Raw genomic sequence first — 26,195 nt, forward strand, 5'->3', positions numbered from 1 at the left:
CCGCCGGTTTCCGGGCCGCCCGTTTCCCGGCCGCCCGTTTCCCGGCCGCCGGTTTCCGAGCCGCCTGTTTACGCGGTCGGGGCGGCGGGCTCGCCCAGCCGGGCGGCCGCCGTCCGCCAGGCGGCGGTGACCGCCAGCCGGGCCTGGGCGGTGGCCCCAGGGCCGTCGCCGTCGAGTCGCAGCGGCGGCCCGACGTGGACGTGCAGCCGGGGGCGCCGCAGCGGGGCGGTGGCCAGGCCCGCGAGCTGCTTGGCGGCCGGGCCCGAGACGACGCGGCGGGCTCCGGCCTGGCCCACCGGGATCACCGGCGCGCCGGTGCGGTACGCGAGCCGGGCGAGCCCGCGGTGGAAGGCGCCGGGCGCCGCTTCGGCCGCGTCCGCGCGGTCCGGCAGCCCGCCCTCCGCGTAGATGAGGATGTGCCGGCCCTGTTCCAGCGCCTCCTGGGCGAGCACGACGGCCCGGCCGGCGCGGGGGTCGCCGCGGTGCACCGGGATATGGCCCTCGCGTGCGAGCGCGCGGCCGAGGACCGGGACGCGCCAGAGCCCGGCGGCCGCCATGACGACGGGCCGGGCGCCGAGGCGGCGGAGCGCCGCCAGGACGATCGCGGGGTCCGCGAGCGAGGTGTGGTTGGCGGCGATGATGCCGGCCGGGGGCAGCGCGGCGTCCGTGTCGGTGGTGAGCGTCAACCGCCCGAAGGCGGGCACCAGTTGACCGGCAAGACGGCTGAGCATGGGGATCTCCGGTTCGCTCGGGCGGAGTTCCATCGTTCCGCGCCGAACGCCCGTTTGGCTGAGCGGTGGTACTCATCCGCCGTGGGTACCCGGACGGCCCCGCCGCCCGCACCTCATCGCCGTACGACGTCCGCGAGCACCGTGGTCACCAGCTTGCCGACCGCCGCCGCGTCCGGCGGACCGGGATCGCGGTCCGCGAAGAGCAGATGCCCGCCCCCGACCAGGGAGAGGGTGAGCGAGTCGATGTCGGCACCGGCCGAGACCCGCCCCCGTGCGCGCTCCTGGGTGAGGTAGCCGGAGACGGCGGTCGCGATCTGGGCGAGGATCGCGATGCCGCCCCCGGGTGTCGCCTCCCTGAGGCGCGCGCGCAACTCGTCCCGGAAGGTGATGAGGGGGATGATCGCCACCGGCACCGGCCCGAAGAGGGCGGTCAGCGCGTCGGTGAGGTTGCCCGCCACGGTGCCGGTGCCGGCGCTCTCGCCCAGCGTCCGCGCCCGCGCTTCGAGGTCCGCCGCCCGGTCGAGCACGAGCTCGGCGAGGAAGGCGTCGAAGTCCGCGAAGTGCCGGTGCAGGACACCCTTGGCGCAGCCCGCCTCGTCAGTGACGGCCCTGCTGGTCAGGCCGCCCGCGCCGTCCCGCAGCAGGACGCGCTCGGCGGCGTCGAACAGCTGCTGCCGGGCGTCGCGAAGGTGCACTCCGGTCGGCACGTACCCACTCCTCATGTCGTCCGCGTCCTGCCACACCTTGGCTTGTGGGCGCTTGCCCACTAAAGTGAACGCATGCCCACTCTACCGCGAGAGCAGCCCGGACCTCAGCAGCCGCATCACGCCCGGCGGACCGCCGAGTCCTTCGGCACGGACGCACGGCGATACGACGAGGCCCGCCCCGCCTACCCCGACGAGCTGGTGGCCCGCGTGGTCGCCGGGAGCCCCGGGCCGGATGTGCTCGACGTCGGCTGCGGGACCGGGATCGCGGCCCGTCAGTTCCGGGCGGCCGGCTGCGCGGTGCTCGGTGTCGAACCGGATGCCCGGATGGCGGACCTGGCACGCGCGCACGGCGTCGGGGTCGAGGTGGCGACCTTCGAGGCGTGGGACCCGGCGGGCCGGATGTTCGACGCGGTGACCGCCGCCCAGTCGTGGCACTGGGTGGATCCGGCGGTGGGCGCCGGGAAGGCGGCCCGGGTGCTGCGGCCGGGCGGGCGCCTTGCGGTCTTCGGCCATGTCTTCGAGCCGCCCGCCGAGGTGGCGGAGCCGTTCGCGGCGGCCTTCCGCCGGGTGGCCCCGGACTCGCCGTTCAGCGGCCGGCCGGCCCGGCGCCCGCTGGAGGCGTACCGGGCGGGGTACGCGAAGACCGCCGAACAGATCCGCGCGACCGGGCAGTTCCACGAACCGGAGCAGTGGCGGTTCGACTGGGAGCGCCCGTACACCCGGGACCAGTGGCTGGACCTGCTGCCGACCACCGGGGGCCTCACCCGACTCCGCCCGGACCAGCTGACGGAGATCCTTACGGCGGTGGGCGAGGCCATCGACGCGCTGGGCGGCGGCTTCACCATGCGGTACGTGACCCTGGCGACGACCGCCGCGCGCAGTTAGCCCAGAAGGTCCGGGGCGCGCAGCATCTCGTCCGGGATGCCCCAGGCGTCCACGAGGTCCACCGCGAGCGGCCGGACCTTGCGGCAGAGGTCGTTCACCTCGCGGCTGATCGCCTTGGAGCGCTGGACGGTGAGCCGGCCGTGCTCCATGAACCAGGCCCGGTCCGCCTCGATGGTGGAGAGGGCGAAGAGGTCGCACAGCAGGCGCAGCGCCTCCTTGTCGCCGCCCTCGGGCAGGGCGTGCACCTGGTCCGTGAACGCCTCCAGGACGAGCCGTTCGACGTGCGCGCGGGCGACGGCGATGACGTGGTCCTGGACCCGGGAGAAGACGGCGCCCGGGTCCTCGTGCGCGTCCATTCCGCGCTTGAGCCTGCGGGCCACCCCGGCGAGCATGTGCTCCTCGCGGAAGCGGACCATGGCGAGCTGGTACTCCGGGTCGAGCAGCCCGGCCTCGCGGTCCCACTCGTCGCCGCCCGGCAGCAGGTCCCGTACCCGTTCGAGGAGCTTGTGGGCGGAGGTCTTCTCCAGGACCGTCTCGACGGCGAGCCCGGCGACATGGCGGACGGTGCCGAGCTGGTCCAGGTCCTCGAACTCACTCGCGTAATGGGTGAGCAGGCCCTTGGCGACGAGCTGGAGCAGGACGTGGTTGTCGCCCTCGAACGTGGTGAAGATGTCGCTGTCGGCCTTGAGCGCCGCGAACCGGTTGACGCTGAGGTAGCCGGCGCCGCCGCACGCCTCGCGGCACTCCTGGACGACCCGGGTGGCGTGCCAGGTGGCGAGCGCCTTGGTGCCGGCGGCCCGGGACTCCAGGAGGCGCCGGGCCTGCGGGTCGTCCCCGGCGCCCGAGAAGACGTCGTGCAGCTGGGTGCGTACGGCGTCCTGCGCGAAGTGCAGCGCGTACGTACGGGCGAGGAGCGGCAGCAGGCGGCGCTGGTGCAGTCCGTAGTCGAGGAGCAGCTGCTCCTCCGTGTCCGGGGCTGCCGCGAACTGCCGCCGCCGCACGGCGTACTTGGTGGCGACGGCGAGGGCGACCTTGGCCGCGCCGACCCCGGCTCCGGCGACGCTGACCCGGCCTTGCACGAGGGTGCCGAGCATCGTGAAGAACCGCCGCCCGGGGTTCTCGATCGGGCTCTCGTAGACGCCCTCGGCGGTGACGTCGGCGAACCGGTTGAGCAGCGCCTCGCGTGGCACGCGCACCCCGTCGAAACGGATGCGGCCGTTGTCGACGCCGTTGAGGCCCATCTTGCGCCCGTCGTCCTCGATCCGGACGCCGGGCACCACCTCGCCGTCCCGCCGGACCCGTACGACGAAGGCGTGCACGCCCTCGGCCCTTCCGCCGACCTCCAGCTGGGCGAAGACGACCGCGAGCTCCGCGTGGCGGGCGGCGTTGCCGATGTAGTCCTTGCACGCCCCGTCGTCCGGGGTGGTCAGGACGAACTCCTCGGCGCCGGGGTCGTACCGCGCGACCGTCCCGAGCGACTGGACATCGGAGCCGTGCCCGGTCTCGGTCATCGCGAAGCAGCCCATCAGGCGCCCGGTGATCAGGTCCGGCAGATACGCCTCATGGTGGCGCCCGGTGCCCAGCTGGAGGATCGCCCCGCCGAAGAGGCCGAACTGCACCCCCACCTTGACCAGCACGGACAGGTCCCCGAAGGCGAGCGTCTCGAACGCGGCGATGGACGCCCCGACGTCCCCGCCTCCGCCGTACTCCTTCGGAAACCCCATGCCGGTCTGCCCGGTCGCGGCCATCTCGACCACGATCTCCCGCACCCGCTCGCGATACGCGTCGATCCCGAGTTCCTCCGCCTCCTCCAGCACGGAGGCGTACGCGACGAGATTGCTCCGGACGAGATCGCGGATTCCGGCGTACTCCCCGTCGAGCACCCGGGTCAGCCCCGGCACGTCGACCTCGGGCTGTACGTATCCGGCAGCGGGTGTGTTCTCAGTGGCCATGCACTCTCGCTACCCCGCCCCGGGACGATCAAGCGACCACCGCGGTCGTCTCCTCCGGCGACGCGAGAACGCCGCCGGGCCGGAGGCGGCGCGAGGCCGTTCCGGCCCGGCGGCGTTCGCCGGGCTGTGCCGTTGGGTCAGTGGCCGACCATCGCGGTCGGGTCCGCCGCCTTGACCTTCCTGCGGGGCAGCAGCAGGGCGGGGACGAGGCAGACCGCGATGAGGACGGCCGCCACCAGGAACACCGAGGCGAACGCGTCGCCCATCTGGTCCTTGATGCCGTCCGGGGTCCTCGCGGTGATGTCCTTGAGGCCGTTGGTGAGGAGCACCGAGAACAGGGCGGTGCCGATGGAGGCGGCGACCTGCTGGACGATGTTCATCAGGGTCGAGCCACGGGCGACCGTGTGCTCCCTCAGGGTGGCCAGCGCCGAGGCCATGATCGGCATCATCGAGGCGCCCATGCCGAGGCCCATGATGAACAGCGCGGTGATGATGTACGCGTAGGACGTGTCGGCGGCGAGCTGCGTGAACATGCCCATGCCGACGGTGATGACCACGATGCCGGTGATGACGATCTTGCCGGGGCCGATGCGGTCGGCGAGCATGCCGGCGATCGGCATGGTGATCATCGCGCCGATGCCCTGCGGGGCGAGCAGCACGCCCGAGTCGAGCGCCGACTCCCCGCGCACCTGCTGGAAGTAGAGCGGGAACAGCAGGCTGGCGCCGAAGAACGCCATCGCGAACAGCGACATGGCGATCACGGCGACGCTCAGGTCACGGTTCTGGAAGAGCCGCAGATCGATCAGCGGGTGGATGTTGGCGGGCCGCAGCGCCCAGGGCACGAACGCGGCGACGAGCACCAGACCGATGAGCGCGGGTACGAGGACCTTGGCGGCCCAGACGGTGCCGGTCTCCGGGATGGAGGAGACGCCGTACAGGAAGGCCGCGAGGCCGGGCGAGAGCAGCAGCACACCCACCCAGTCGAAGGTCTCGGACGGCTCCACGTTGTCCTTGGGCAGCACGAGCGCCGCGTACACGAGCGCTATCGCGCCGATCGGCAGGTTGATCAGGAAGATCCAGTGCCAGGAGGCGATGTCGATCAGCCAACCGCCCAGAATGGGGCCGAAGATGGGGCCGAGGAGCATCGGAATGCCGAGCACGGCCATCACCCGGCCGACCCGCTCGGGGCCGGCCGCACGCGTCAGGATCGTCATACCGAGCGGCATCAGCATGCCGCCGCCCAGGCCCTGGATCACCCGGAAGGCGACCAGCATCTCCAGCGAGTTGGCCGCGGCGCACAGCGCCGACCCGGCCGCGAACAACGCGACCGCTAGCAGATAGAGACGTTTCGTCCCGAACCTGTCGGCGGCCCAGCCGGTGAGCGGGATGACGCTCGCCAGTGCCAGCGTGTAGCCGGTCATCGTCCAGGCGACCTGGGCCGAGGTCGCCTCGAACTCCTTCTGGAACGTCTGCAGTCCGACCGAGACCACGGTGATGTCGAGGATCGACATGATCCCGCCGAGCACGACCACTCCGGCCACGAGGAGGACCTTGCTGTCCAGCTTGTCGCTGGAGGCGCCACCACCTCCCCCCGGAGGGCTCGACTCATTCTTCTGCAACGTGGTCATGACTCACCTTTCGGAGAAGCTGCGGGGCCACCCGGGGCCCGCTCGATCTGTCCACCCCCCGCGACCTCCGGCTGGTGGCAACGGTGCGCTCCGGCGGGCGTGGATACGGAATCCGCCCTTCCGTCGGGCGGTCGGAGCTCCACCGGTGCACGGTCCACGACGGACGACTCACCGGGCGGGATTCATGCGATCCGTTGTGGAACATGAATGTACCAGCGCCGGTAGGCCAGTATCTTTTGGATTGATGACAAGAAACGTGCACCTTCGCGATCGCGTCGCGGTCGCGATCCTCGACGCCGCGGCGATGCTGCTCGCCCGACGGGGCGAGAGCGTCAGCATGGCGGACGTCGCGGCGGCCGCCGGCGTGGGCCGCACCACTCTGTACCGCCACTTCCCCAGCCGCGAGACCCTGCTGGACGCCCTGTCCCAGGAAGCGTGCGCCGAGCTGATCGGCAAGCTGGCGGACGCCGGCCTGGACCGCGTCACGGTGCCCGAGGGCGTGGCGCGGGTGAGCCGGATCGCGATGAGCCAGGCCGCCAAGTACCAGGCCCTGATGTGCATCCACGGCAAGCCCGCCATGCCCGACGAGACCGCCCGCCGGCTCATGGAGCCCCTCACCGCCCTGTTCGTACGCGGCTCCGCCGACGGCACCTGGCGCACGGACCTCGGCCCCGACACGCTCCTCGACCTCTACAGCGCGCTCCTCCAGGGCGCGCTGGGCCAGGCACTGCACGCCAAGCTGGGCGTGGAGCCCGCTGCCGCCGCCGTCACCTCGGTCTTCATGCACGGCGCGGGAACGCGGCGGCCGGCGAACGAGGGCCTGGTGAACAGCCCGTCCCCGGCGGGCTTCTGAGGCGCGTCAGCCGACGGCCGCGCTCCACCCCTTCTCCGTGGCGACGTACAACGCGCCCTGATGCAGGTCCAGGCTGCTGGGGCCGGTGGCCCTCCCGGTACGGGCGAGCGCGCCGGGCCCCTGGAACGCGGCGACGGCGAGGCGGAAGGCGTGGGGCTCGGCGCAGCTGACGGTGCGCGGTCGCCACGGCTCACCGGGCCCGGCCGGGAGGGCCAGTTGGAGCTGGGCCTCGGCGGGATGCTCGGTGCGGTAGCCGGCGCGGGCGGCCGTCCAGGCGGCCATGACGAGGGCGGCGCGGCGTGGCGGCTCCGTGGTCCGAGGCGATGCGGTGAGCGGGGAGGGCGCTCGTACGGGGTCCTCGCCGGCCTCGGCGTACGGGAACACGGTCGGCCTTGCCGGGGTACCGCACTGTGCGGATCTCCCACATGACGTGCCGCAGCAGCACGGCGTCGGCGCGCCGGCCGGCGGCGGAGCGGTGCCAGGAACGGTCGTCGCACCAGTACTCGGCGGCTTCCGCGCGGAGCCGGCCATTCGCCCCCACGGATACGGCGATCCCGTCGGACCGGGGGTCCAGGACCGCGCCCCGCGTGTCCGACAGGTCGAAGGCCGCCTCGGTGACGCGGTCCAGGGCGACGTTCAGCAGCGCGGGGTCCGCGGCTTCGCTCTCCTCGACGGCGAACTTCCGGGGCACGGCCAGCTGGAGCTGGGCGGTCAGCTCCCGGCCGGCGCGCTCCACCCGTAGATGGCTCACCTCGGCCGCCGACAGGTCGTAGTCGGGGAGCAGTTCCGCCACACGCCTCCCGGTCACCGCCTGGGGCAGGGGCGCCATGACGTGTCCGCGATAGTCCCGGCCCGGGACGTACGGCCCGGCCGAGGGGAGCAGCGGGCCGATGTCGTACCCGGCGACGGCGGCCTGCTCCCTCATCCATCTGCGGCGGCGCTCGCTGATCCCGGCCATCCACTCCAGGGCGGCCAGCGCCCGCCGTTCCCGCTTGTGCGCATGGGCCGAGTGCGCGGCCCGGAAGAGCGGGAACAGGTTGTTGTCCCACACGTCGGAGGCCGCCCGGATCGCTTCCCGGTCGTACCGGCGGGCATCCGCCGCGGCCTCGGCGATCCGGACCACCGAGCGGTCCAGGAGCGCCGCCAACACGGCCATGGCCGGGCCGTCGTTCACGCCTTCGAGGGAAACGCCGGACGGCGGCGGGGCGGCGGGGGGTGTCATGACCGCGATCGTCGCACAGCCCCGACCGCGCCAACCGGCCGCGTACCCGGCAATTCCATGGTGCCCCCGCGCACACCCCCGCCGAGAACTGTGGTGTCCCGCCACATACGCCCCTGACCTGCCCCTTCCTACGGTGTGGCGACACGTCCCCCGTCCCCCGACCGCCCGGAAGTGGTACCCATGGCCGACGCAGCATCCGCTCCCCCGCCTCCCTTGCACCTCCGGCGCATCGTCGCCGCCAGCCTCATCGGCACGACCATCGAGTGGTACGACTTCTTTCTGTACGGGTCGGCGGCCGCGCTGGTCTTCAACAAGCTGTTCTTCCCGGACTCCGAACCGCTCGTCGGGACGCTGCTGTCCTTCCTGACGTACGCGGTCGGCTTCGCCGCACGGCCCATCGGGGCGCTGGTGTTCGGCCACTACGGCGACCGGCTCGGGCGCAAGAAGCTGCTGGTGCTGAGCCTGCTGATGATGGGCGGGGCGACCTTCGCGATCGGGCTGCTGCCGACGCACGCCACCGTCGGGGTGGCCGCGCCCGTGCTGCTCACCCTGCTCCGGCTGGTGCAGGGATTCGCACTCGGCGGCGAGTGGGGCGGGGCCGTGCTGCTGGTGTCGGAGCACGGGGACGCCGAGCGGCGCGGGTTCTGGGCGTCGTGGCCGCAGACCGGTGCGCCGGCCGGGCAGCTGCTGGCCACCGGGGTGCTCTCCGCGCTCACCGCGCTGATGTCGGACGCGGCGTTCGAGTCCTGGGGCTGGCGCATCCCGTTCCTGCTGTCCGGGGTGCTCGTGATCCTCGGTCTGTGGATTCGTCTCTCTGTCGATGAATCGCCTCTGTTCAAGGAGGCCCTGGCCCGCGCCGACGAGCGGAAGGCCGCTTCGGGGGCCGCCGAGAAGATGCCCGTCGTGGCCGTGCTGCGGCACCACTGGCGCGATGTGCTGGTCGCCATGGGGGCGCGGATGGCGGAGAACATCAGCTACTACGTGATCACCGCGTTCATCCTCGTCTACGCGACGACCGCGGCGGACCTGAGCAAGCAGACGGCGCTCAACGCCGTGCTCATCGCGTCGGCCTTCCACTTCGCGGTGATCCCGCTGTGGGGCGCGCTCTCCGACCGGGTGGGCCGCAAGCCCGTCTATCTGGTGGGCGCGGTCGGCGTGGGCCTGTGGATGTTCCCGTTCTTCGCGCTGATCGACACCCGCGGCTTCGGGAACCTGCTGCTGGCCGTCACGGTCGGACTGTTCTTCCACGGGGCGATGTACGCGCCGCAGGCGGCGTTCTTCTCGGAGCTGTTCGCGACCCGGATGCGCTACTCGGGCGCGTCGATCGGCGCGCAGTTCTCGTCCGTCGCGGCGGGCGCGCCCGCCCCGCTCATCGCCACGGCCCTGCTCGCCGACTACGACAGCTCGACGCCCATCGCCCTGTACGTGATAGCCGCCGCGCTCCTCACGGTGCTGGCCCTGGTCTGCGCGAAGGAGACCCGCCATCGGGATCTCGCCGAGGTCGGTCCGGGGTCCGGTCCGGGGGCGGAGGCCGAGGCGCCCAAGGACGCGGCGCACACCGCCTGACCCGGGTCCGGGAAGCACGAGAGCCGGGCGGACCGCCCGGCTCTCGTGTGGTGCCTACTCCGGCGAGGTGGCCTCGAACCAGGTGGGCCCGTCGGTCAGCGCCTGCTTGATCCGCAGCAGCGCGAACTCGGCCAGCTCGGGCAGCGCGTCCACGGAGAACCAGCCCACCTCCAGCGACTCGTCGTCGTTGACCCGGGGCGTACCGCCGGTGGCGCGGCAGCGGAAGGTGATGTCGAGGAACTGGCAGCGGTCGCCGTTGTCGTACTGGATGGGCGGCAGCGCCTGGGTGAGGACGACCCGCTCCGCGACACAGCGCACGGCGGTCTCCTCGTACACCTCGCGCTCCGCCGTCGTCGCGGGCTGTTCGCCCGGCTCGGAGATGCCGCCGATCACGGACCACTCGCCGGTGTCGGCGCGCCGGCCGAGGAGCACTCTTCCCTCGTCGTCGAAGACGACGGCGGTGACGCCGGGCAGCAGGAGCAGCTGCTGCCCGGCGGTGGCACGGATCTCGCGGATGAAGTCAGGAATGGCCATGTGTCGACCCTACGTGGCGTGCCACCCGGTCAGCGGACCCGCCTTGCGCGCACCGCGACGGCGCCCGCCCAGCCGAGCGCGCCGAGCGCGAGCAGGATCAGGATGCCCTCGGGCAGCGGCCCCATCCGGGTCGCGGGGGTCAGCGAGGAACGCAGCGGCACCTCGTCCACCAGGGCGTCCGGGGTGAACATCTTGGTCTTCTCGGCCACCGTGCCGTCCGGGCGGATGATCGCGCTGACGCCGCTGGTGACGGGGACGACGACGGACCGGCTGTGCTCGACGGCGCGCACCCGGGACATCGCGAGCTGCTGGTAGGTCATCTCGCTGCGGCCGAAGGTGGCGTTGTTGCTGGGGACGGCGATCAGCTGGGCGCCGTGCTCGACCGTGTCGCGTACGGCGTCGTCGAACGCGGCCTCGTAGCAGGTGACGAGCCCGGTGTAGGTGCCCGCGAGGTCGAAGACGCCGACCTTCTTTCCGGGGCCGAAGTCGCGCTGCACCCGGTCGACGTCCGAGCTGAAGATGCGGACGAAGGAGCGCATCGGCATGTACTCGCCGAACGGCTGGATGTGCCGCTTGTCGTACGTGGCGACGGGGCCCTTGTCCGGCTGCCACTGGATGAGGGTGTTGCGCAGGGGGCCCGAATCGGGCTCGACCACCGCGCCGACGACGGTCGGCGCCCCGATCGCCTTCACGGCGTCGTCGATGACGATCCGCGCGTCCGGGTTGCGGTACGGGTCGAGGTCGGAGGAGTTCTCCGGCCACAGGACGAAGTCCGGCTGCGGGACCTTGCCGGCCTTCACGTCCCGGGCCAGCTGCTCCGTACGCTTGGCGTGGTTGTCCAGGACCGCGCGGCGCTGGGAGTTGAAGTCGAGGCCGAGGCGGGGCACGTTGCCCTGGATCGCGGCGACGGTCGCGGTGCCGTCCTCGGCGGAGTCGTCCACGAGCGGCAGCGACGCGAAGGCCGCCGCCACGGGGACGAGGACGGCCGCCGCGGCCACGGCGGCGGCCCCGCGGCGGAACTCACCGGCGGACCGGTGGCGGGCGAAGCGGCGCACCGCCTCGAAGAGGCCGAAGCCGCAGAGCACCACGGCGAAGGAGAGCAGCGGGGTGCCGCCGAGCGCGGCGAGCGGCAGGAAGACGCTGTCCGCCTGGCCGAAGGCGATCTTGCCCCAGGGGAAGCCGCCGAACGGCACCCGGGCGCGGACCGCCTCGTCCAGCGTCCAGACCGCGGCCGCCCACAGCGGTGCGCCGGGGAGCCGGGAGACGGCGGAGATGCCGATGCAGCCGACCGCGACGAACAGCGCCTCGGCGGCGGCGAGGGCCAGCCACGGCACCGGGCCGACCTCCTCGCCGGTCCAGTGCAGCAGGGGCAGCATGAAGCCGAGCCCCGCGAGCAGCCCGAGCCCGAACGCGGCCCGGGCCCGGCGCTCGGACAACACCCAGCCGAGCAGGGCGAAACCGGGCAGAACCAGCCACCACAGGGGCCGGGGCGGGAAGCTGAGGTACAGCATCACACCGGAGAGGACGGCGGCCCCCGGCCGCACGAGACGCTTCGGCAGCCCGCCGGTCCGGGGGGCGGGGGCAGGGCTCTGCGATTCGCCGACCTGGGCGATGGTGGTGCTCACCCGGCGGAGTCTACGGTGACCGCCGGGCCGCACGGGAGCCCCGTCCCGATGGCGGAATCCCGACCACCGCATCATTTCTCCGCATCTTCCCCTCATATGACCGATGCGGCCGTTAACCTGTGCGCCAGTCCCCCGCCGACGGGCCGGTTCCGGCCCTCGCGTACGGGACGGTCACAGGCCGGGGGACGGACGTGATGGCTGAATCAGTGGGGCGGGGGCCCGAGCGGGGGAATGCTTCCGATGCCGCCGGTGCGCTGATCCTCGCCGCCTGCGCGGTCTGGTCGCTGATCAGCGCGGCGGGACGGGAGACCCGGCCCGAAGGGGTGCTGCTCGCCCTGCTCGCCGTCGCGGCGGGCTTCGCCTGCGGGCGCATCTGCGGCACGCTGCTGCCGGTGGCGACGGCCACCTGCGCCGCGCTGGCCGCCCTGTCGCTCGCCCTGCTCTGGCGGCACGGCATGCCGGGCGCCACGGCCACCGCGGAGCACGCCCCGGGACAGACCGGTGGAGCCGCCGCTCTGCTGGTCCTCGCCGTCGGGGCGGCGTGCTGCGCGGCGGAGGGGGCCGGGAGGCGGGGGGCGCGTACGGCCCTGCGGCTGCTGGCGCTGGGCACCGCCGGCGCCTCGTTCGCACTGGACTCGACGGCCGGGTTCGCGGCGGCGCTCGGGGTCCTGGTCTGCTCGCTGGCCGCTGCCCGGACGCGGCGCCGGCTACTGGCGCTCGGCGGCCTCGCGCTGGTGGCCGGGCTGGTCGTCGGCACCTCGTGGGCCCTGGCCGAGGAGGTGCTGCCCGAGGGACTCACGGTCTCGCTGGAGGGCCAGCTCACCCGGAACCGGGTCGAGCTGTGGCAGGACGCCGCCCGGCTGGCCGGGGAGCACCCGGTGCTCGGGATCGGTCCCGGCCGGTTCGACGAGCTGAGTCCGACCGCGCAGCAGAGCCTCGGTTCGGACGGTAAACCGCACTCGGCGCCGTGGCAGCAGGCCGCCGAGCAGGGGGTCGTGGGGGTGGTGCTGCTGGGCGCCGCGTTCGGCTGGCTGCTGTACGCGCTGTGGCGCTCGCCCCGGCCCACGGCGGTGGTCCTGGCGGCGGGGGCCACGCTCACGGCGCTGGCCGTGCTGGCGAGCGTGGGCAACGCGCTGAGCTTCACCCCGGTGACGGCGGGGGCGGGGCTGCTGGCCGGGCTCGCGTCGGCCAGGCGGCCGATCGGCGCGGACGGGCCCGGCGGGCCGGACGGGGCGGAGGGCGGGGCGGAAGCCCGGGCGGAGGACGGAGAGACGGACGGGGTCAGGCCCCGGCCGGGAAGCCCGAGGACGGCAGGTGCAGCCGGGCCCGGATGAACCGCACGCCCGCCTCGGCGTCGTCCACCGTGATGGTGAAGGTGCGGCCGTCGCCGAGGCGCAGCACCAGCCCCTCGCCCCGGCGCACGACCACGGCCGTGCCCTTCTCGGGGCGCCAGCGGTAGCCCCAGCCGCCCCACTGGCGGGGGTTCACGTGGGGCGCGAAGTCGGCGGCCACCACGTGGGTGAGCAGGATGCGGCGGCGCGGGAGGCCCATGTGGCCGCAGCGCACCTCCAGGGCGTCGCCGTCGACGCGGACGGCGACGTTCACGAAGGCGAGGGTGCCGAACAGCATGAGCAGGCCGGCGGCCACGCAGCCGATCACCGACATCAGCAGCGGGGCGATGCCGGAGGTCCAGTTGGAGCTGACGGCGAGCTGGATTCCCAGGGCCAGGCAGGCGGCGCCCAGGGCCGCGAGGACCCACTGGGTGCGGTTGGTGGCCCGGCCGACCCAGACCTGCGAGTGGGTGCCGGTTCCGGTGCGCTTCGGTTCTCCGGGGTGCTCCCTCATGCCGAACAGCGTACTGAAGAACGCGCGTCCGGGGAGGGCTCCGACGGCTCCGGCCGACCGGTCGGGAGGTCAGCGGACGGAGCCGACGGCGGCCAGTCCGCGCCCTTCCGGGTAGGTCAGAGCGGCCTGCGGCAGCTCCGAGACGCGTCCGCTGAGGATGACCGCGATGGAGGAGGAGGGTTCGGCCGACGGAGCGGGTCCGGCGCCGATCCGGCGCAGTGCCTGGGCGGCGACGGCCTCGGCGGACCCGTGCAGGGTCACCGGTCGCCGGCCGGGGCCGCCGACGGCCTCGCGGATGCGCTCGGCGACGAGCTCGTAGTGGGTGCAGCCGAGGACCACGGCGCGGACGTCGGGCGGGGTGAGCGCGGCGGCGGCGGCGATCGCCTTCCCGATGGCGTCCTCGTCCGCGTACTGCACGGCGTCGGCGAGCCCGGGGCACGGCACCTCGGTGACGGCGGCGGACCCGGCGAACTCGCGGATCAGCCCGCGCTGGTACGGGCTGCCGGTGGTGGCCGGGGTCGCCCAGATCGCGACGGAGCCGCCGGCCGCGGCGGCGGGCTTGATCGCGGGGACGGTGCCGATGACCGGCAGGCCCGGTTCGAGCTCGGCCCGCAGCAGCTCCAGCGCGTGCACGGAGGCGGTGTTGCAGGCGACGATCAGCGCGTCGGGCCGGTGCGCGGCGGCGGCGCGGGCCACCGCGAGCGCGTGGGCCTGCACGCCCTCGGGGGCGCGGCCCCAGGGCATGTTGTCCGGGTCGGACGAGAGCACCAGATCGGCGTCCGGCCTCAGCCGGCGCACTGCGGCGGCGGCGGCGAGCAGTCCGATTCCGGAGTCCATGAGCGCGATCTTCACCCGGTCACCATAGTCGACCGCCCTTGCGGTCCCCGCTCAGTGGTGCAGACTTCCGCCAATGAGCGCCGTTGCCTGGATCGCCGTGGGTTCGCTTGTCGCATGGGTGTGGCTGCTGCTGGGTCAGGGGTTCTTCTGGCGCACCGACCAGCGGCTGCCGAGCCGGGCGGCCCCGGAGCGCTGGCCCTCGGTGGCTGTGGTCGTGCCGGCGCGCGACGAGGCCGCGATGCTGCCGGTGAGCCTGCCGTCGCTGCTGGCGCAGGACTATCCGGGGACCGCCGAGGTCTTCCTCGTGGACGACTGCAGCAAGGACGGCACGGGGGACGTCGCCCGCGCCCTGTCCGTGCGGTACGGCGGCCTGCCGGTGACCGTGGTGTCGCCGGGCGAGCCCGAGCCGGGCTGGACGGGCAAGCTCTGGGCCGTGCGCCACGGGATCGCGCTGGCCCGGGCCCGGGAGCCGGAGTACCTGCTGCTCACGGACGCCGACATCGCGCATGAGCCGGACAGTCTGCGGGAGCTGGTGGCGGCGGCGGAGTCGGGCGGCTTCGACCTGGTGTCGCAGATGGCGCGGCTGCGGGTGGCGAGCGTCTGGGAACGGCTCGTCGTGCCGGCCTTCGTCTACTTCTTCTCGCAGCTCTACCCGTTCCGGTGGATCAACCGGGAACGGGGGCGGACTGCCGCCGCGGCGGGCGGCTGTGTGCTGCTGCGCACGGAGGCGGCGGTACGGGCGGGGGTGCCGGATTCCATCCGGCAGGCGGTGATCGACGACGTGTCGCTGGCCCGGGCGGTGCGGCGCTCGGGGGGCCGGATCTGGCTGGGGCTCGCGGACCGGGTGGACAGTGTGCGCCCGTATCCGTGCCTGGCAGATCTGTGGCGGATGGTCTCGCGGAGCGCGTACGCCCAGCTGCGGCACAATCCGCTGGTGCTGGCCGGCACGGTGCTCGGCCTTGCGCTGGTCTACCTCGCGCCGCCGGTGACGCTGGTCGCCGGGGTGCTCGGCGGGGGCGCGGTCGCGGCCTGGGCGGGGGGCGTCGCGTGGGCGGTCATGGCGGGGACGTACATGCCGATGCTGGGCTACTACCGGCAGTCGCTGTGGCTGGCCCCGCTGCTGCCGTTCACCGCGCTGCTGTATCTGCTGATGACCGTCGATTCGGCGGTCCAGCACTACCGGGGGCGCGGTGCGGCCTGGAAGGGGCGTACGTACGCCCGTCCCGAGGCCGCACCGGATCAGTGACTCAGGGATGTCCGGGCCGGGTCACTTGCGGCCCGGGGTCCAGTTCATGCCCCAGCCGTAGGCGTGGTCGATGGTGCGCTGCGGGCTGACGCCGCGCTGCGGCACCAGGTAGCGGGCCTCGCGCTGCACGGTGAGGTCGCTCCCCGTGTTGGTGATGAGCGCGAGCGCGCAGACGGTCGACGGGACGGTGCACTCGTCCAGCGAGAAGTCGATCGGCGCGCCGTGCTGCGGCTGGAGGGTGACGGTGGCGTGCAGGTCGGCGAAGCTGCGGGCGCCCTCGTAGATGGTGACGAAGATCAGGACCCGGCGGAGCTGCGCCTTGTGGTCGAGGTTGATCGTCAGGTTCTCGCCGGTGGAGACGGCACCGGTGCGGTCGTCTCCGTCGAGCTGCATGAAGGGTGGCTGGTGGAGCGCGCCGAAGGCGTTCCCCAGGGCCTGGACGACGCCCTTGCGGCCGTCGGTCAGCTCGTACAGGGCGCAGAGGTCGAGGTCCAGGTCCGAGTGGTTCGCCACGGCCCGGCCCAGCTTGCTGCCCCAGCCCTTGAACTGCTTGCGCACCTCCCAGTTGAGGTTGACGCGCATGGCGCCGGACGTGCCGCCCTGCTTGGTGAGCGAGACGGACGGCGCCTCCTTGGTGAGCGTCACCTTGGTCAGCCGTACGGGCTGGGTGACGGGCGGTGCCGGAGGGGCCGGGGGGACCGGCGGGGCCATCGGGGGCGCCATGGGCGCGGCGAGCGTCGGCTGCTGCGGCTGCGGGTACTGCGGAGGCGGCGGGGTGGCGGTGACCCGGGTGGCCGGGTGGGGCGGCTGGGGCTGGGGTGCCGCGTGGGGCTGCTGGGGTTCGTCCACGGAGATCCCGAAGTCCGTGGCGAGCCCTTCGAGTCCGGAGCCGTAGCCCTGGCCGACCGCCCGGAACTTCCAGGCGCCCTGGCGGCGGTAGAGCTCGCCGAGGAGGAAGGCCGTCTCCACGGTGGCGTCGGAGCTGTCGAAGCGAGCCAGTTCGGCGCCGTTCGCCGCGTCCAGGACGCGTACGTACAGTCCGCTCACCCGGCCGAACGTGCCGCCGTCGGCCGAGGCGGCCAGCACCACGCGGTCGATGGCCGGTTCCACCCGGGCCAGGTCGACCGCGAGGGTGTCGGTCGCCGCGCCGCCGGTGGTGCGCTTGCCCTCGTGGCGGACCGCGCCGGAGGAGTGGGACGGCTGGTTGTAGAAGACGAAGTCCCCGTCGTTGCGCACCTTGCCCGAGCCGAGGAGAAGAAGCGCGGAGGCGTCCACATCGGGTGTCCCCGGGGCGGTGCGCCACCCCGTCTCGACACGCACGGCCTGGGCCGCCACTGGGACATTGGTTCCCTTTTGCATGGTCATGCTCGCCCCCATCATGAGTCCGCTTCCGAGACCTTTCCGGGTCAACCTAATGCCCGCCCCGCCACCGGACCCACCGAGGTACGGGTACGGGCACCGTGTCCGCGGGTCCGGGCGCCCCGCCTCTCCCCTCTCCGCCGGATCAGGGGGCGTCGGTGTCCTCCGGCCGTGTGCCCTCCTCGCCGTTGTGGATGACGCCGTACGCGTCCAGACGGGGGTGGAGGGCCATCGGCTCCACCGTGGTGACGTCGGACGGCCGTTGGCTCTCCGGGCCGTCGGACCCCCAGCGCAGCAGGCGCCGTGAGCGGGCGATCCGGTACACGGTGCCATGGGCCTCGACCTCGTTGAGCCGGCCCGCGCGCAGCCGGTCGGCCGCGTCGGCGAGGACCTTCATGTCGGCGAGGTCGGGGTGGGTGCCCTCGGCGACGAGACTGCGCGCGTCCACGTCCGCCCCGGCGGTGACCGGGATGACGCCCGCCTGGCGGGGCTTGAACCAGACCAGCGAGTAGTCGAGGGCGCGTCGCGCGTCCTGCGGGGTGGCGTGCGGCCCGCCGCCGACTCCCCACCGCTCGTTGCCGGTCCGTTTCACGATCATGAAGGTCGTCGGCAGCAGCAGGACGTCGGGGTGGCTGTCCACGGCGCGCGCGGAGTCGCGCAGGACGCCGCCGGGATAGCGGCTCCCCTTGTACGCGAAGGTGCGCATGGTCAGCATCTCCGCCGCCTGGAGGGGCGTCACGGGCGCGTCGGGGTCCAGGACGAGTCCGTCGTCGACCTCGGCGGTGTCCGTGATGCGGTCCCACTCGGGCACGGCGGGCTCGGGGTCGGTGGGGCGCGGCAGCTCGACGCCTCCGTCGGCGTCCAGCCCGGCGTACTCCTCGGCGCGCACCACGCGGTAGCGCGTGCCGAGGACGCTGACCTCGGACGGTTTCCCGGTCTCCAGCCGGGCGACCGCGCCGAGCAGGGCCCGCCGCTCCGCCTCGGTCTCCGCCTCGTCCTTGGCGCGGAACCACAGCTTGGACTGCAGGTCGTCCCTGGCCTGCTGGGGGCAGCCATTCGTGATCGGGTCGATCACCTTCCACCGCTGTCCGTCGCCCTCAGACCATGTGGCCACCCCGAACAGCGGGCCGCGGACGGCCAGTCTGTTCCGGGAGGCCGCGTCAAAAGCGTCTGCCTCGATCGCGGCCTCGACGGGCTCCACCGGAATCCTCACCAGCACCGGCCGGGCAGCGGGGCGCACACCGTGTTCATTCATGCCGTCATCCTGACGTCAACGAACCGCGTGTACGCGGCTTTCGCCGGATCATCCACCGTAAGTGCCGTCCGGGATTGTGGTGTTGCCGCCTTCGATCCACGCCGGGTAAGGCTCAGGGCCGAGCCTCGGCGCTCTCCGCGCCCCCATTGCCGCCCGGTGCGCGCGCACCGGAATTGCGCCCGGGAAATCGGCGGGGTTCACGAAGCGACGGCGCGCCCCGTAGATCAGCGGTGAATCGGGGGGCTGATTCCTCTCGGTACGGGCCCGGGAAGACAACGATGTTTCGGCAGGTCAGACAGGTAGGGCGAGGGTAAATCCGATGACCACAAAATTGGGACTCCCCAATCTGCACATCGTGGGCTTAACTTAGGTGTCATGACCTCCCCCCGCTCCACCTACGGCGGCGGCTACTACGCCGCGCCGTCGTTTGCCGACACCCCGATCTACGACTCCCTCGTCGCGGAGCGGGGCACCCCTCAGATCGCTCCGATCCGAGTGCCCGCCGCCTACGACACCGGCAACAGCTATCTGCCGGCGCTCCCGTCGGCCCTGCCGGCGCTTCCCGCGGCCCCCTCCCAGCCCCAGCAGTCCTACGGCTACCCCCAGCCGGCGGCTCAGCAGGGCTACACACCGATGCAGCCCGCGCAGCTCCAGCACGCGCCGGCGCCGTACATCCCGCAGCAGCCGGCCGGTGGCCGCGGCATGTACCAGGCGCCCCCGCCGCAGCAGCAGCGCCCGGCGCCGGCCTCGGGCTACGAGTCGATGCGCCCCGCCGCGGCCCGGCCCGCCCCCGCGCAGTCCCCGTACGAGGACCCTTACGGCCGGCCCTACCAGGGCGGCCGGGGCTACTAGACCCTTCGGATCAGGCGGCGCACGGCCCGGGGCGGGGTGCCCGGCAACACGGGTCCGTGCGCCGTTCCGTGTGCTCCGCGTGCCCGGCCCGGGGGGCCGGGAACTCACGGGGGCAGGCCGTGCGTTGAGCACGGTGGGCCGCCCGGACCGTGCGGCCTCTGCGCGTGGACGGCACCGTGCCGGGTGGGGACGGGTGCGGAAGGGGGTGCGGGGACTGTGCGAGCGATGGCGGGCGTCTGGCGCTGGCGCCACAATCCGCTGCGCCGGGCGACGGACCGGTGCGAGGCGTGGCTGGCGCTGGTCGCGTTCCTGATGCTGATGCTGGCGGCCCCGGCGGTGGGCTGGCTCTGCGGGGTCCGGACGGACGCGGCGCTCCAGGCGTCGGTGCGCACCCAGCGGGCGGACCGCCACCTCACCACGGCCGTCGTGGTGCGGCGGGTGGCCGGCGCCCGTTTCGCCTCCGATCCCGAGATATCCGGGGACTCCATGCGGCGGACCGAGGTGGTGGCCCGGTGGCACACCCCGGACGGCGCGGCCCGCACGGCGAGGGTGACGACCGCTTCGCGCAACGCGTCGCCGGGGGCCCGGGTCCGGATCTGGACCGACCGCAGAGGCTCTCCGGCGCTCCGGCCGATGGACATACCGACGGCGCACACGCATGCCGCGCTCGCCGGCTTCGGAGCCGCGATGCTCTCCGCCCTGCTGATCGAGTGCGTCCGGCGCCTGGTCCTCCGGCGCATGACCTGGCGGCGGTACGAACGGCTCGACCGGGCCTGGGCGGCGGTCGGCCCGGACTGGGGCAGGACGGGCACCGGAAGCAGCTAGGGCCTTTCGTTTGGATCAGGCCGGATCAGGGAGCGGGGCCTGGTGCGTGCAGCTGCAAGGCGGAGGATTGAGGCAACGCGGAGCGTTGGTGATTGACGACAACGCCGCAGATGCGCGTGCCAGGCCCCGCGAGCCCGGCATGATCCAGACGAAAGGCCCTAGGCCTGTCCGGGCGGGCGCCGGGACCTGCGCATCGGGTCAACTCCCGGCGTCCGCGCGCGCTACGGTGGACCGGCCCGCCCGTCGCTCTCCGGCAGGCGGAGTCCGGCTGGTCGCTGCCGCGAGGCAGGTGACACGGGCATCACACACGCACGAGGCGGGGGCACGACAGCGCCATGGCACAGGGCACGGTCCAGGTGACGCACACCGGCACATCGCGGTGGCGGCGCCGCACGGGCGAATACGCCTCCCTCACCGCGGCGCTCGAAGCGGCGGCGGACGGTGATGTGCTCACCGTCGCGCCCGGCACCTACCGGGAGAACCTGGTCATCGCCCGCGCGGTCACGCTGCGCGGCCCCGAGGGCTCCGTCGGCTCCGTGCGCATCGCCCCCGCCGACGGGGTGCCGCTGACACTGCGCGCCTCCGCCGTCGTCCAGGACCTCCACGTGGAGGGGCAGGACTCGGCGGCCCCGGCCGTGCTCGTCGAGGACGGCGCACCGGAGATAGCGGACGTACGGATCGTGACCCGCTCGGCGGCCGGCGTCGAGGTGCGCGGCGAGGCCCGGCCCACCGTGCGCCGGTGCACCGTCGACAATCCGGCCGGCGTCGGCATCGCCGTGCTCGACGGGGCGGGCGGGGTGTTCGAGGAGTGCGAGATCGTCTCGGCCGGGCAGTCCGGGGTCGCCGTACGCGACGGCGGTCACCCCCGCCTGGAGCGCTGCCGGGTCCACCACGCCTCGGGCGCGGGCCTGTCCGTCACCGGCGAGGGCAGCGGCCTGGAGGCGCTGGGCTGCGAGGTGTACGAGATCAAGGGCAGCGGGATCCAGGTGACCGCCCGCGCCTCCGCCCATCTCACCGACTGCACGGTGCACCGCACCTCGGCGGACGGCGTCACGCTGGACACCGACGCGGTGCTCACCCTCGCCGACTGCGACATCCACGACATCCCGGAGAACGCAGTGGACCTGCGTTCGCGGGCGGTGCTGACGCTGACCCGCTCGACGGTGCGCCGCTTCGGCCGCAACGGGCTCTCGGTGTGGGACCCGGGCACCCGGGTGGACGCCAACCAGTGCGAGATCCACGACAGTACGGGCGACTACCCGGCGGTCTGGGTCAGCGACGGGGCGACGGTGATACTGGATTCCTGCCGGGTCCACGATGTGCCGGACGCCCTGTTCGTCCTGGACCGGGGCTCGCGCGCCGATGTCGTGGACAGTGATCTCTCCCAGGTCCGCAACACCGCGGTCTCGGTCAGCGACGGGGCGACCGCGCAGCTGGACGACTGCCGCATCCGGGAGGCGTCGACCGGCGCCTGGTTCCGGGACCACGGCAGCGGGGGCACGCTGAACAACTGCACCGTCGACGCCGTGCAGACCGGCGTGATCGTCACCAAGGGCGCCGACCCGGTGATCGAGCGGTGCGCGGTGACCTCCCCCGCCGAGGCCGGGTTCTATGTGTCCGCCGAGGGGCGGGGGACGTTCAACGGCTGCCGGGTCACGGGCAGCGAGGGGTACGGCTTCCATGTGATGGAGGGCTGCCGGACGACGCTCAGTCGGTGCCGCACCGAGCGGTGCGCGCGCGGCGGTTACGAGTTCCCGGAGGGCGCGGGCGCCGGGAACGGCACGGGCAGCGGACCGGTCGTGGAGGACTGCACGAGCGACGAGAGCGGCCTGCGCACCAGCACTCCCCCGCCGGCCCCGGTCCTGACGGCCACGCAGACCTCGCCCGGGCTGCTCGGTTCGGTCCCCGCGCCGCGCCCCGTGGAAACGGAGACGCCGCCCGCCGAGCCCGCGCGCACTTCCGGGGAGGTCCTGGGCGAGCTCGACGCACTGGTCGGCCTGGACAGCGTCAAGCGGGAGGTACGGGCGCTCACGGACATGATCGAGGTGGGGCGCAGGCGCCGGGAGGCGGGCCTCAAGGCCGCGTCGGTCCGCCGCCATCTCGTCTTCACCGGTTCCCCGGGCACCGGCAAGACCACGGTGGCACGGCTGTACGGGGAGATCCTGGCCGCGCTCGGGGTGCTGGAGCGGGGCCATCTGGTTGAGGTGTCCCGGGTCGACCTGGTCGGTGAGCACATCGGCTCGACCGCGATTCGCACGCAGGAGGCGTTCGACCGGGCGCGCGGCGGGGTGCTGTTCGTGGACGAGGCGTACGCGCTGTCGCCCGAGGACTCCGGCCGGGACTTCGGCCGGGAGGCGATCGACACGCTGGTGAAGCTGATGGAGGACCACCGGGACGCGGTGGTGGTCATCGTCGCCGGCTACACCCAGGAGATGGAGCGGTTCCTGACCGTCAACCCCGGTGTGGCTTCCCGCTTCTCGCGGACCATCACCTTCAGCGACTACGAGCCCGCCGAGCTGCTGCGGATCGTCGAGCAGCAGTCCCAGGAGCACGAGTACAGCCTGGCGTCCGGCACCGGTGAGGCGCTGATGAAGTACTTCACGGAGCTGCCCAAGGGGCCCGCCTTCGGCAATGGGCGCACCGCCCGCCAGACCTTCGAGTCGATGGTCGAGCGGCACGCCGGCCGGGTCGCCCAGCTCGCCGATCCGAGCACGGACGACCTCACCCTGCTGTATCCGGAGGACCTCCCGGAACTGCCCTGACGTCCTCGCCGACGGGCTCCGCCTGCTGGGGCAGCACGGGGTCGAGCCGTTCCAGGAGGGCGGCCCGCTCCTCGGCGAAGACGGGGTCGGCCTGGTAGTCGGAGTGGCCGAGCACCGGCTCGGGCAGCGGGTGTTCGGGCGTCCGTCCGTAGACCAGCGGGTCCCTGAGCGGGCCCCGGTCGACCTCGGGGCCGGATTCCTCACCGAGCCGGATCTCGCCGCCGATGGGGTCGGTGGCCCGCCACAGATTGCGCCAGCAGTGCACGGAGCGGTGCAGTCCGTGGAGCTGCCCGGCTCCGAAGTAGGCCGGGAACCAGCGTCCGTAGAGCCGTTCGATCGGCGATCCGTACGTGAGCAGGGCGACCCGGGAGCGGGTGCGGGCGGGCAGCTGCCAGACCGCGGAGGCAGCGAGGACGCTGCCCTGGGAGTGGCCGGAGATGACGAGCCGGCCCCGCGTGCGGCCGGTCCAGCCGGACATGCGCGATGCCAGGTCGGGCACGGCGCGCTCCGCATAGCAGGGCGGGGCGAAGGGGTGGGCGGCGCGCGGCCAGAACGTGCCGACGTCCCAGAGGATGCCGATCGTGCGCCGGGCGGACGGGTCCCGGTAGGCCCGTCTGCCGCAGGCGACGAAGACGAGGAAGCCGAAGCCGATCATCCAGGAGCCGGTGGACTGCGCCGCCTCGGCCACCGATTCGAGGAACGGGCCGCTGCCGTCCAGCGCGCGTCCGGGGACCTCGCCGGTGGCCCAGGACCCGGCCACCGCCCCCGCGCCCAGGAGCAGGGTGGCGCCGGAGACGATCCCCACCACGCGGGGCGCCGAGTCGGTGAGCGCGGCGGTGGCCCGGATGCGGGCGATCCGCTTGGTCCGCGAGGGATCGGGGAACCGTTCGCCGTACTCCGCGTCGACCACGGGCTCCAGCCCGCGGGCCACCAGCCAGGTCCGTACGCCGAGGACGGCGCCCGGCACCAGGAGCAGCGCGAGGAGGACGGGGATGACCGACGCCTGCCAGCTGAGCAGCACCGGCGGCCCCTCTATCAGCGCGCTGCGCCCCATGCCCGGGCTGCCGGGCCCGTCGAGCCAGTCGGCGACGCGCTGGGCGACCCCGCCCGTCATCACGCCGCCGAGGGCGCACGCGAGCATCGCGACGGCCGGTCCGCCGAGGCCGCGCAGGACGGTGCGCGGCTCCGGGCAGCGCCGGTACAGGTGGAGGGAGATCGCCGCGAGGAGGACCACCAGGACACCCTCGGCGACGCTGACCGCGCGGAACAGCGTGGTGTCGCCGGGGAGCCGCCCGGAGGAGGTCCAGCCGGGGCGCGACCAGGCGGCGTGGACGGCGGCGAGGACGAGCAGGGCCAGCGCGGCGCCGGGCAGCCAGGTGATGACGGCCCGGTCCAGCCGGTTGTCGAGGCGCCGTTCGCTGCGGCCCCGGCGGCAGACCACCCAGAGCACGACGACGAGCCCGAGGGCGAGGGCCCCTTCGATGAGCCGGCCGAGGAGCGGGGCGACCGGTCCGGCGACGGCGCGGTCGTGGCGGGCGGCGGCCTCGGTGACGGCGGCGGCGACGGTGAGGAAGCCGGCCGCGGTGTGGGCGGCACGCAACCGGGCGACGAGGCGGCGCCCGTACCAGAATCCGGGCCGTCCCAGGGCCTGCCCGGAGAGTCCCGTCGTACGCCCGAAGGGCGTGGCCTGCGGCGCATGGTGCGTGCTCTCGGCGTGCCGGCCGCAATCCCTCGTACTGGACGTACTAGGGATTTCGGCCGGTGCGGCGAGAGTGCGTACCAGGCGTCGCGGGCCAGACGGGACTCTCCGGACAGGCCCTGGCGCGGGGCGGACGGGTTCGGCGGCGGGTGCGGGGCCGTCGTCCTCCTCGTCGTCCGGGTCCGCCTCGGTCAGCGGGCGCTGGGACTCGTAGGCGCTCCAGGTGCGGTTGGACAGGAACCAGAGCAGTCCGACCAGCGCGGCCGGCACCAGCGCGGCCAGGGCGAGGCGGCGGCCGGGCTGGGACCACCAGCCGCCCTGCTCGGCGGAGAGGAAACCGAGCCAGGAGCGCTTCTCGGAGCAGGCGGCGACGCCCGCGCACTGCCAGGCGGTGAGGTCGAGGGCGACCTCGCAGGCGGCGGCGGTCAGCAGCACGGTGAGGCTGAGCGCGATGAGCCGCACGAGGACGCCGTACAGCCGGATCGCGCGGGGGCGGCGCCGGGCGGTGGGGCGCATCCAGTGGGCCAGGTTGATCACCATGAACGGGAGCAGCAGCAGCCACAGCGCGCGGGAGCCGTTGCCGGAGGTGAGGTTGGACCAGCAGTACGCCTCGGCGATGGGTTTCTCGCGGTAGCGCTCGGGGTGCTGTTCGGCGTCGACGTCGGCGGAGCGCCGGTAGATGGCCGCGGTGGTGTCGCCGGTGACCCGGACCGTGCGCGGGTCGGTCAGCATGTCCTGGGGGGTGGTCCCGCCCACCCCGTGGACCAGTAATTCCAGCGCGGGGCCGGGGCTGCGCGGGGCAGGGGTGGGAGGGGGCACGTGCGTCTCGCTCTCGCAGGGGGAAGGCGGCTGATGGCCGGTCACCGCTACTGACGAATCTCCCCCGGGCGGGGGCCCGCGACACCGGGCGTGGCAGGATGACTCCGTCGATACGGACTCCTGTACGGCCAGAGGGAAGGGCGAGGCCCGGCGTTGAGCGAGAATCAGAACCTGCTCGCGGAGCAGCGGCGCGCGCTGATCCTTGACGAGGTGCGCCGGCGCGGCGGAGTGCGGGTCAACGAGCTGACGCGGAAGCTGAATGTCTCGGACATGACCGTCCGCCGGGATCTGGACGCGCTGGCCCGGCAGGGCGTGATCGAGAAGGTGCACGGCGGTGCCGTGCCGGTGGTCGAGGCGAGCACGCACGAGCCCGGTTTCGAGGCGAAGTCGACGCTGGAGCTGACCGCCAAGGAGGACATCGCCCGGGCCGCCGCCGCGATGGCGGTGCCCGGCAGTGCGATCGCCCTGTCCGGGGGCACCACGACATACGCGCTGGCCCAGCATCTGCTGGATGTACCGGACCTGACGGTCGTGACGAATTCGGTGCGGGTCGCGGACGTGTTCCACGCGGCGCAGCGGCCCGGCGCCCCGGGCGGGCGGCCGGGTGCGGCGACGGTGGTCCTCACCGGCGGGGTGCGTACGCCGTCCGACTCGCTGGTCGGCCCGGTCGCCGACCGGGCCATCGCGGCGCTCCACTTCGATGTGCTGTTCCTCGGGGTCCACGGGATCTCGGTGGAGGCGGGGCTGTCCACGCCGAATCTCGCGGAGGCGGAGACGAACCGCCGGTTCGTGCGGTCGGCGCGCCGGGTGGTGGTGGTCGCCGACCACACCAAGTGGGGCACGGTCGGTCTCAGCTCGTTCGCCTCGCTGGACGAGGTGAGCACGTTCGTCACGGACGCGGGGCTGCCGACGGATGCGCGGGCGGAGATCGAGGAGTATCTGCCGGGGCTGCTGGTGGCGGGCGACGCCGGGTCCGCCGAGGGCTGAGGATTC

General features: G+C 73.5%; 22 protein-coding genes. 9 read left to right on the forward strand and 13 right to left on the reverse strand.

Translation table 11 applies throughout. The annotated features are described in order from the left end of the window. Positions 1–68: 68 nt before the first annotated feature. Positions 69–731, reverse strand: coding sequence for a lysophospholipid acyltransferase family protein (locus ACIQZN_RS11200; RefSeq protein ID WP_403990704.1), 663 nt, complete (start codon positions 729–731; stop codon positions 69–71). A gap of 113 nt (positions 732–844) precedes the next feature. Then, entirely contained in the window at positions 845–1,438 is a 594-nt protein-coding gene (locus ACIQZN_RS11205) for a TetR/AcrR family transcriptional regulator (protein ID WP_403990707.1), read from the reverse strand. Positions 1,439–1,510: 72 nt separating this feature from the next. On the opposite strand from ACIQZN_RS11205, the gene ACIQZN_RS11210 reads away from it, so the two are divergent. Then, entirely contained in the window at positions 1,511–2,323 is an 813-nt protein-coding gene (locus ACIQZN_RS11210; protein ID WP_403990710.1) for a class I SAM-dependent methyltransferase, read from the forward strand. Here the strand turns inward: ACIQZN_RS11210 and ACIQZN_RS11215 are convergent. Beyond that, positions 2,320–4,275: an acyl-CoA dehydrogenase gene (locus ACIQZN_RS11215; RefSeq protein WP_403990713.1), complete on the reverse strand. Its 1,956-nt coding sequence runs from the start codon at positions 4,273–4,275 to the stop codon at positions 2,320–2,322. The genes ACIQZN_RS11210 and ACIQZN_RS11215 overlap by 4 nt on opposite strands. Positions 4,276–4,412: 137 nt before the next feature. Then, positions 4,413–5,903, reverse strand: a complete 1,491-nt coding sequence (locus ACIQZN_RS11220; RefSeq protein ID WP_403990716.1) for a DHA2 family efflux MFS transporter permease subunit — start codon at positions 5,901–5,903, stop codon at positions 4,413–4,415. A gap of 256 nt (positions 5,904–6,159) precedes the next feature. Between ACIQZN_RS11220 and ACIQZN_RS11225 the strand changes: the two genes are divergently transcribed. Then, positions 6,160–6,756 (forward strand): TetR/AcrR family transcriptional regulator, encoded by a 597-nt coding sequence (locus tag ACIQZN_RS11225; protein WP_403990719.1) that lies wholly within the window; start codon positions 6,160–6,162, stop codon positions 6,754–6,756. Between the two features lie 6 nt (positions 6,757–6,762). Here the strand turns inward: ACIQZN_RS11225 and ACIQZN_RS11230 are convergent, their stop codons facing one another. Together ACIQZN_RS11230 and ACIQZN_RS11235 are read right to left on the reverse strand one after the other, a co-directional pair. Continuing rightward, a complete protein-coding gene (locus ACIQZN_RS11230) occupies positions 6,763–7,038 on the reverse strand; it encodes a hypothetical protein (RefSeq protein WP_403990722.1) in 276 nt (91 codons plus the stop codon). Beyond that, positions 6,947–7,978, reverse strand: coding sequence for a hypothetical protein (locus tag ACIQZN_RS11235; protein WP_403990726.1), 1,032 nt, complete (start codon positions 7,976–7,978; stop codon positions 6,947–6,949). The genes ACIQZN_RS11230 and ACIQZN_RS11235 overlap by 92 nt, the downstream gene beginning before the upstream one ends. 180 nt (positions 7,979–8,158) lie before the next feature. Here ACIQZN_RS11235 and ACIQZN_RS11240 point away from each other — a divergent pair, with 180 nt between their 5' ends. After that, a complete protein-coding gene (locus ACIQZN_RS11240) occupies positions 8,159–9,544 on the forward strand; it encodes an MFS transporter (protein WP_403990729.1) in 1,386 nt (461 codons plus the stop codon). A 54-nt stretch (positions 9,545–9,598) separates the two neighbouring features. On the opposite strand, the gene ACIQZN_RS11245 is transcribed toward ACIQZN_RS11240, so the two are convergent. Both ACIQZN_RS11245 and lnt read right to left on the reverse strand, forming a co-directional pair. Beyond that, the gene (locus ACIQZN_RS11245) at positions 9,599–10,078 is read right to left on the reverse strand and encodes an NUDIX hydrolase (protein ID WP_403990732.1); all 480 of its coding nucleotides are present in this window, start codon (positions 10,076–10,078) and stop codon (positions 9,599–9,601) included. 29 nt (positions 10,079–10,107) lie between these two features. Next, positions 10,108–11,703 carry an apolipoprotein N-acyltransferase gene (gene lnt, locus ACIQZN_RS11250; protein ID WP_403990734.1) on the reverse strand — a complete coding sequence of 532 codons (1,596 nt, stop codon included), beginning with the start codon at positions 11,701–11,703 and terminating at the stop codon, positions 10,108–10,110. A gap of 194 nt (positions 11,704–11,897) precedes the next feature. On the opposite strand from lnt, the gene ACIQZN_RS11255 reads away from it, so the two are divergent. Further along, a complete protein-coding gene (locus ACIQZN_RS11255; protein ID WP_403990737.1) occupies positions 11,898–13,037 on the forward strand; it encodes an O-antigen ligase family protein in 1,140 nt (379 codons plus the stop codon). Here the strand turns inward: ACIQZN_RS11255 and ACIQZN_RS11260 are convergent. Further along, a complete protein-coding gene (locus ACIQZN_RS11260; protein WP_018102770.1) occupies positions 12,985–13,548 on the reverse strand; it encodes a hypothetical protein in 564 nt (187 codons plus the stop codon). The two genes, ACIQZN_RS11255 and ACIQZN_RS11260, sit on opposite strands and share 53 nt — an antisense overlap. Before the next feature lie 69 nt (positions 13,549–13,617). Beyond that, positions 13,618–14,400, reverse strand: a complete 783-nt coding sequence (locus tag ACIQZN_RS11265) for a glutamate racemase (protein WP_403990741.1) — start codon at positions 14,398–14,400, stop codon at positions 13,618–13,620. Positions 14,401–14,458: 58 nt separating this feature from the next. Here ACIQZN_RS11265 and ACIQZN_RS11270 point away from each other — a divergent pair, with 58 nt between their 5' ends. After that, complete coding sequence (locus tag ACIQZN_RS11270; RefSeq protein ID WP_403990743.1) at positions 14,459–15,631, forward strand: glycosyltransferase; 1,173 nt, start codon at positions 14,459–14,461, stop codon at positions 15,629–15,631. A 21-nt stretch (positions 15,632–15,652) separates the two neighbouring features. Here the strand turns inward: ACIQZN_RS11270 and ACIQZN_RS11275 are convergent, their stop codons facing one another. Further along, positions 15,653–17,008, reverse strand: coding sequence for a TerD family protein (locus ACIQZN_RS11275; RefSeq protein WP_403990872.1), 1,356 nt, complete (start codon positions 17,006–17,008; stop codon positions 15,653–15,655). 127 nt (positions 17,009–17,135) lie between these two features. After that, entirely contained in the window at positions 17,136–18,245 is a 1,110-nt protein-coding gene (locus ACIQZN_RS11280; RefSeq protein ID WP_403990746.1) for a DUF5954 family protein, read from the reverse strand. Between the two features lie 375 nt (positions 18,246–18,620). Between ACIQZN_RS11280 and ACIQZN_RS11285 the strand changes: the two genes are divergently transcribed. The 3 genes from ACIQZN_RS11285 (at position 18,621) to ACIQZN_RS11295 (ending at position 22,684) form a co-directional block, all read left to right on the forward strand. Next, positions 18,621–19,097 (forward strand): DUF6643 family protein, encoded by a 477-nt coding sequence (locus tag ACIQZN_RS11285; protein WP_403990749.1) that lies wholly within the window; start codon positions 18,621–18,623, stop codon positions 19,095–19,097. Between the two features lie 225 nt (positions 19,098–19,322). Then, on the forward strand, positions 19,323–19,922 hold the full coding sequence (locus tag ACIQZN_RS11290; protein ID WP_403990750.1) for a hypothetical protein: 600 nt from the start codon (positions 19,323–19,325) through the stop codon (positions 19,920–19,922). 335 nt (positions 19,923–20,257) lie between these two features. Beyond that, complete coding sequence (locus ACIQZN_RS11295) at positions 20,258–22,684, forward strand: right-handed parallel beta-helix repeat-containing protein (RefSeq protein ID WP_403990752.1); 2,427 nt, start codon at positions 20,258–20,260, stop codon at positions 22,682–22,684. On the opposite strand, the gene ACIQZN_RS11300 is transcribed toward ACIQZN_RS11295, so the two are convergent. Then, positions 22,644–25,202, reverse strand: coding sequence for a hypothetical protein (locus ACIQZN_RS11300; RefSeq protein ID WP_403990754.1), 2,559 nt, complete (start codon positions 25,200–25,202; stop codon positions 22,644–22,646). The two genes, ACIQZN_RS11295 and ACIQZN_RS11300, sit on opposite strands and share 41 nt — an antisense overlap. Before the next feature lie 153 nt (positions 25,203–25,355). On the opposite strand from ACIQZN_RS11300, the gene ACIQZN_RS11305 reads away from it, so the two are divergent. Continuing rightward, a complete protein-coding gene (locus ACIQZN_RS11305; RefSeq protein ID WP_403990757.1) occupies positions 25,356–26,189 on the forward strand; it encodes a DeoR/GlpR family DNA-binding transcription regulator in 834 nt (277 codons plus the stop codon). The last annotated feature ends 6 nt before the right edge of the window (positions 26,190–26,195 follow it).

Origin of the sequence: Streptomyces sp. NPDC097595 (assembly GCF_044761525.1) — a bacterium.
Classification (GTDB): Bacteria; Actinomycetota; Actinomycetes; order Streptomycetales; family Streptomycetaceae; genus Streptomyces; species Streptomyces drozdowiczii_A.

What these genes read in the sequence shown, in the direction of transcription:
- ACIQZN_RS11200 (WP_403990704.1), bottom strand. Translation starts at nt 731, where the DNA reads ATGCTCAGCCGTCTTGCCGGTCAACTGGTGCCCGCCTTCGGGCGGTTG.
- ACIQZN_RS11210 (WP_403990710.1), top strand. Translation starts at nt 1,511, where the DNA reads ATGCCCACTCTACCGCGAGAGCAGCCCGGACCTCAGCAGCCGCATCAC.
- ACIQZN_RS11215 (WP_403990713.1), bottom strand. Translation starts at nt 4,275, where the DNA reads ATGGCCACTGAGAACACACCCGCTGCCGGATACGTACAGCCCGAGGTC.
- ACIQZN_RS11220 (WP_403990716.1), bottom strand. Translation starts at nt 5,903, where the DNA reads ATGACCACGTTGCAGAAGAATGAGTCGAGCCCTCCGGGGGGAGGTGGT.
- ACIQZN_RS11230 (WP_403990722.1), bottom strand. Translation starts at nt 7,038, where the DNA reads ATGGCCGCCTGGACGGCCGCCCGCGCCGGCTACCGCACCGAGCATCCC.
- ACIQZN_RS11235 (WP_403990726.1), bottom strand. Translation starts at nt 7,978, where the DNA reads ATGACACCCCCCGCCGCCCCGCCGCCGTCCGGCGTTTCCCTCGAAGGC.
- ACIQZN_RS11240 (WP_403990729.1), top strand. Translation starts at nt 8,159, where the DNA reads ATGGCCGACGCAGCATCCGCTCCCCCGCCTCCCTTGCACCTCCGGCGC.
- ACIQZN_RS11245 (WP_403990732.1), bottom strand. Translation starts at nt 10,078, where the DNA reads ATGGCCATTCCTGACTTCATCCGCGAGATCCGTGCCACCGCCGGGCAG.
- ACIQZN_RS11255 (WP_403990737.1), top strand. Translation starts at nt 11,898, where the DNA reads ATGGCTGAATCAGTGGGGCGGGGGCCCGAGCGGGGGAATGCTTCCGAT.
- ACIQZN_RS11260 (WP_018102770.1), bottom strand. Translation starts at nt 13,548, where the DNA reads ATGAGGGAGCACCCCGGAGAACCGAAGCGCACCGGAACCGGCACCCAC.
- ACIQZN_RS11270 (WP_403990743.1), top strand. Translation starts at nt 14,459, where the DNA reads ATGAGCGCCGTTGCCTGGATCGCCGTGGGTTCGCTTGTCGCATGGGTG.
- ACIQZN_RS11275 (WP_403990872.1), bottom strand. Translation starts at nt 17,008, where the DNA reads ATGGGGGCGAGCATGACCATGCAAAAGGGAACCAATGTCCCAGTGGCG.
- ACIQZN_RS11280 (WP_403990746.1), bottom strand. Translation starts at nt 18,245, where the DNA reads ATGAATGAACACGGTGTGCGCCCCGCTGCCCGGCCGGTGCTGGTGAGG.
- ACIQZN_RS11285 (WP_403990749.1), top strand. Translation starts at nt 18,621, where the DNA reads ATGACCTCCCCCCGCTCCACCTACGGCGGCGGCTACTACGCCGCGCCG.
- ACIQZN_RS11290 (WP_403990750.1), top strand. Translation starts at nt 19,323, where the DNA reads ATGGCGGGCGTCTGGCGCTGGCGCCACAATCCGCTGCGCCGGGCGACG.
- ACIQZN_RS11295 (WP_403990752.1), top strand. Translation starts at nt 20,258, where the DNA reads ATGGCACAGGGCACGGTCCAGGTGACGCACACCGGCACATCGCGGTGG.